The following is a 4,746-nucleotide window of genomic DNA, read 5'->3' as shown; positions in this document are numbered from 1 at the left end:
CGACCCGCCACTTGCCGACGCGGCAGCCGGACAAAAGGCAATGTTGGTCGACGGCTGCATGCGTAATTACTTCCAAGTGGGACAGCCCGAGTGCGCAACGGGCGACATCGCCTCGACAACGACGGTGGCCTTGTTCGGCGACTCGAATGCCACAATGTGGAGCCCGGCGTTCCAGCAGGTGGCCGCACAGCGGCACTTGCGGCTGGAAAACCTAACCAAGGTTGCTTGCCCACCGATGGAGCTGCCGATCAACACTCCTTTACTGCGCCGGGACTACACCGAGTGCGATCAGTGGCGCAGCCAGATTCTTGCCCGGTTACGTGCCGAGCACCCGCGGCTGGTCGTGGTGAGCATGTCCCGGCAATACGGCACCGGGTACGTTTTGACCTCGAGTTTCAGGTCATACGACCGAGCGTGGATGGGCAGCTTAACCCGGATGGTGCAGCAACTGCGTGGCACTGGTGCGCAGGTGCTGGTGCTCGGGCCGATCCCAGATCCGCAATCACTGGTTCCGATCTGCCTGTCCGAGCACCTCGATGATGCAACCGCCTGCTCACCCCAGAGGTCCACGGCGGTCGATGAATCCGGTATCGCGGGTGAGACCGCGGCCACTAAAGCCGGTGGCGGACAATACGCCGACATCACGGCGCTGTTCTGCACCGCTGAACGCTGCCCGGTCATCGTGGGCAACACCCTTGTGTACCCCGACGACCATCACGTGACGCTGGAGTACTCCCGGCTGTTGGCCCCGGTTATTCGGGCGCTGGTCGACCGCGCGCTCGCGCGGAGTTGACAACCCGAAGACTTGACGGCCACGCTCTAGCTCCAAAGCAACTCGGCCGACGCCGCTTCAGTCCAACCGGGCGTGCAGGTCGTACCACTTGAATAGGCCGAAAAGCCCTGCCGTGATCCCAACGACGCGTTGTGTGACAGGGTGGTCTTTGAGATCCAAAAGCGGACTCGAGACTGTTCGTTGCACCATTCGCGTCGCCTGGCCGCCGAAGCCGGTGAGGTTGTATCTGCGATGCAGGGCTTGCCCTCGTCGCAAGGCTTTGTCGATGGTCTCCCACCGAACTGGCAGCTCTTCGCCGAACAATCCGGTGGTGTTCGTGGTGAGCTTAGCGTCGACGAAGCGGCCTTCTCTGGGCGGATTGGGCGGCTTATGCCTCGGAATTTTCGTCTGATCGACGTAGGCGAAACGGCGATACCCCAGCTCCCACAGCGTTGATAGCTCGTCGAACACCGAGTCAAACGAACCAGGCGGAGAACTCACGCTCGATTCAATGGATATGAAGTCCGGCACGCTGTCGAGGTGCTTCAGAGCGCGGACACAGAGCATGTCCGAGCCCTCGATGTCGACCTTGAGGTAATGCGGGACTCCGACCTCCTCAAGAATGCTTTCGAATGTGCGCGTCGGCACGTCAACGTAGTGGTACTTCACGCCCACCATCGACTCGTTGCGCTCGATGAAAGCGTCTGACATCGAACTCCAAATCGATTGCTCTTCGCAGACAGCCAGCGGCAATGTCCCTGCTGTCTCGGCGATCGCGACGGGGAAGATCTGCAAGCGCCCCGAATCGATCTCTGAAGCGAAGCGATCGTGCGCGGCCTCAACGAGTCCAGGGTTCGCCTCGATCGCGACGACGTCAAAACCCTTGGCGAGATAGAACGCCGTGTCCTGTCCATCGTGCATGCCGACGTCGATGATCAGGTTCGGGCGCTTCATATGGTTCTCCATAATGCCAAGCCGCTAGCGGTTGTTGGCTAGCAATCTGGCGGTTGTGGCGGTCGGTGCAGAGCTAAAAGACAACCCCGGCCGGAATAGTAGCGTGGCTGTGTCGCGTCAATGAGCGGTTTATCTCTGGGCAGCACTCCACCTGCGAAGCCGCCGACCGATCCAGGGCCTTGCCGACGCGCACTAGGCTGGACCCTTGTGGAACCGGTATACGGGACAATCATTCAGCTCGCGCGCCTGACCTGGCGCCTGCAGGGAATCAGGTTCACCGTCACCGGGGTGGAGCACCTGCCGGAGACGGGCGGCGCGGTGATCGCGATCAACCACACCAGCTACTTCGACTTCACCTTCGCGGGGTTGCCCGCCTACAAGCAGGGCCGTGGCCGCAAGGTGCGTTTCATGGCCAAACAGGAAGTGTTCGACCACAACGTTTCCGGACCGATCATGCGCAAGCTGCGGCACATTCCGGTGGACCGCCAGAGCGGAGCGGCCTCCTTCGAGAAGGCCGTCGAAATGCTCAAGGCGGGGGAACTGGTTGGTGTCTATCCGGAAGCGACGATCAGCCGCAGCTTCGAGATCAAGGAGCTCAAGACCGGAGCCGCCCGGATGGCGATTGCGGCGGGCGTGCCGATCGTCCCGCACATCGTGTGGGGCGCGCAGCGGATCTGGACCAAAGATCATCCCAAGAAGCTGCTTCGCCCCAAGGTGCCGGTCGCGGTCGCGGTCGGTGAACCGATCCAGCCCACGTTGCCCGCCCCGGAGCTGACCACCCTGCTGCATTCCCGTATGCAGCATCTGCTGGAAAAAGTGCAGGAATCCTATGGGCCGCACCCGGCCGGCGAGTTCTGGGTGCCGCACCGGCTCGGGGGCGGGGCGCCGACGCTGGCCGAGGCCGCCCGCCTGGACGCGGAGGAAGCCAGCAGGCGCGCTGCCGCCAAAGCGGCCCGCCGGCCGGATACGGCCGGTGCGCCGGAGTGACGGCATGGAGCCTGTTTTCCGCACACTGGAGATCGCAGCCAAGGCCGTGGTCAAAGCGCTCGGCAGCCAGATCACCTATCAGGGCCTGGAAAACATTCCCCAAACCGGTGGCGCAGTGGTCGCGATGAACCACACCAGCTACCTCGACTGGTTGTTTGCCGGTCTTGCCGTCCACCGTCGGGGCCGGCGTATCCGGTACATGATCAAAGCCGAGATGCAGCAGGTGAAGGTGGTCAACTACCTGATCAAGCACACCAAGACGATTCCCGTCGATCGCTCTGCGGGCTCCGAGGCGTACGCGGTTGCCGTGCAGCGGTTGCGCGACGGCGAGGTGGTGGGAATCATGCCGGAGGCCACCATCAGCCGCAGCTTCGAACTCAAGGAGTTCAAGACCGGTGCGGCTCGGATGGCGCTGGAAGCACAGGTCCCGATCGTCCCGATGATTGTCTGGGGCTCTCAACGGGTATGGACCAAGGATCACCCGAAGAGCCTGGGACACAAAAAGATTCTGATAACAGTGGCGGTCGGCTCGATGCTGCCTGCCGAAGGTGACGCCGACGAGCTCACCACCGCGTTGCGCGATGCGATGACGCCGTTGCTGCACCGGGTGCAGCAGGAGTATCCGCACCCGCAAGGGGCGTACTGGGTGCCGCGACGGCTCGGTGGCGGCGCCCCGTCAGCCGACGAGGCCGCCCAATTGGAGGCGAAGGAAGCAGCGGCGCGGGCAGCCAGCCGTGCAACGCACGAGTCCGGGTCGAGGTCGCCTGGGGGGAGGGATAGCGAGCATGGCTGAGCCGGTATTTCGCACGATCGAAATCATTCTCAAGGCCGCAATCGCGGTCAACGGAATCAAGATCACCTTCATCGGAGAGGAAAACATTCCCGAACGCGGCGGCGCAGTGATCGCGATGAACCACACTAGCTACGTCGACTGGGTTCCCGCTGAGTATGCCGCGACGCGCCGCGGGCGCCGGCTCAGGTTCTTGATCAAAGCCGAAATGCAGCAAGTGCGCTCGGTCAAATTTGTGATCAAACACGTCAAACTCATCCCGGTGGACCGCAGCGCCGGAGCCGGCGCCTACGCCGTGGCCGTCGAGCGGCTGCGTGAGGGGGAACTGGTCGGGGTTCATCCAGAGGCCACGATCACCCGCAGCTTCGAACTGCGGGAGTTCAAAACCGGTGCCGCCCGGATGGCCCACGAAGCAAATGTCCCGATCATTCCGATGATCGTCTGGGGCGTGCAGCGCATCTGGACCAAGGACCATCCAAAACACTTGGGCCGCAGCAAGATTCCGATCACCGTCAATATCGGAGCACCGATATATCCGATGGACACGATGGACGACACCCTCGCCGCACTACGCGAGGCGATGACCAAGCTGCTGCATGAGACGCAGGAGTCCTACCCGCATCCGCCCGGCGCTTATTGGGTGCCGCGACGGCTGGGTGGAGGAGCACCCACCCCCGAGGAAGCCAAGCTGCTCGACGAAGCCGAACTCGCCAAACGGGCGAAGCGAGTGCAAGCCGTGCGTGAGCGAGTGTGGTTCTACCGCCGTCGCCAGCGGGTCGCCAACGTGGATCGCGCTGATATCGACGATAAGCCGCAACGGCGATTGCGCTTCTCGACCAACAGCCAACACGCACGGCACAGCGCCTGACGACGGGGCGGATGTCGTGCATCGAACTGGCCTGGCCAGCCGGCTTACAGCAGTGACGCTCGCCAGTGGCGAACCGGGATCGACCCGATGACGCTGCCGGCGCTCATCGCCAGCGACGTGGACGGCACCCTCGTCGGCGACGATGACACCATTACGCCCCGTACGCGCAGCGCTGTTCGCGCGGCCATCGCCGCGGGAGTCACGTTTATTCTGGCCACCGGCCGCCCGCCGCGCTGGGTGCGGCCCCTCGTCGACGACCTCGGGTTTGCGCCAATGGCGGTGTGCGCCAACGGCGCAGTCATCTATGACTCGGCCGCCGACCGGGTGGTGTCCGCGCGCACGTTGCCCGTCGACGCGCTGGCCCAGCTAGCAGAG

General features: G+C 63.5%; 6 protein-coding genes. 5 read left to right on the top strand and 1 reads right to left on the bottom strand.

The annotated features are described in order from the left end of the window. The coding region (locus VFA16_RS03825) for an SGNH hydrolase domain-containing protein (RefSeq protein WP_324966535.1) at positions 1-793 on the top strand (793 nt) is incomplete at its 5' end. Positions 794-850: 57 nt separating this feature from the next. On the opposite strand, the gene VFA16_RS03820 is transcribed toward VFA16_RS03825, so the two are convergent. Beyond that, positions 851-1,726, bottom strand: coding sequence for an FkbM family methyltransferase (locus VFA16_RS03820; RefSeq protein ID WP_324966534.1), 876 nt, complete (start codon positions 1,724-1,726; stop codon positions 851-853). Between the two features lie 207 nt (positions 1,727-1,933). Here VFA16_RS03820 and VFA16_RS03815 point away from each other — a divergent pair, with 207 nt between their 5' ends. The 4 genes from VFA16_RS03815 to VFA16_RS03800 form a co-directional block, all read left to right on the top strand. Further along, positions 1,934-2,713, top strand: a complete 780-nt coding sequence (locus VFA16_RS03815) for a 1-acyl-sn-glycerol-3-phosphate acyltransferase (protein ID WP_324966533.1) — start codon at positions 1,934-1,936, stop codon at positions 2,711-2,713. Between the two features lie 4 nt (positions 2,714-2,717). Further along, entirely contained in the window at positions 2,718-3,506 is a 789-nt protein-coding gene (locus tag VFA16_RS03810) for a lysophospholipid acyltransferase family protein (protein WP_324966532.1), read from the top strand. Further along, complete coding sequence (locus VFA16_RS03805) at positions 3,499-4,371, top strand: lysophospholipid acyltransferase family protein (protein WP_324966531.1); 873 nt, start codon at positions 3,499-3,501, stop codon at positions 4,369-4,371. Before VFA16_RS03810 ends, VFA16_RS03805 begins: the two co-directional genes overlap by 8 nt. A gap of 87 nt (positions 4,372-4,458) precedes the next feature. Beyond that, positions 4,459-4,746, top strand: a 288-nt coding sequence (locus tag VFA16_RS03800; protein WP_414687632.1) for an HAD family hydrolase, incomplete at its 3' end; no start/stop codon positions are given.

Source organism: Mycobacterium sp. (genome assembly GCF_035653355.1).
In the GTDB taxonomy this organism is placed as follows: Bacteria; Actinomycetota; Actinomycetes; order Mycobacteriales; family Mycobacteriaceae; genus Mycobacterium.
Note: the sequence above shows the minus strand (reverse complement) of the source record. Positions and strands in the feature narration are given on the sequence as shown.

Excerpts from the sequence above, each read along its gene's own strand:
- VFA16_RS03820 (WP_324966534.1), bottom strand. The coding sequence starts at position 1,726 with ATGAAGCGCCCGAACCTGATCATCGACGTCGGCATGCACGATGGACAG.
- VFA16_RS03810 (WP_324966532.1), top strand. The coding sequence starts at position 2,718 with ATGGAGCCTGTTTTCCGCACACTGGAGATCGCAGCCAAGGCCGTGGTC.
- VFA16_RS03805 (WP_324966531.1), top strand. The coding sequence starts at position 3,499 with ATGGCTGAGCCGGTATTTCGCACGATCGAAATCATTCTCAAGGCCGCA.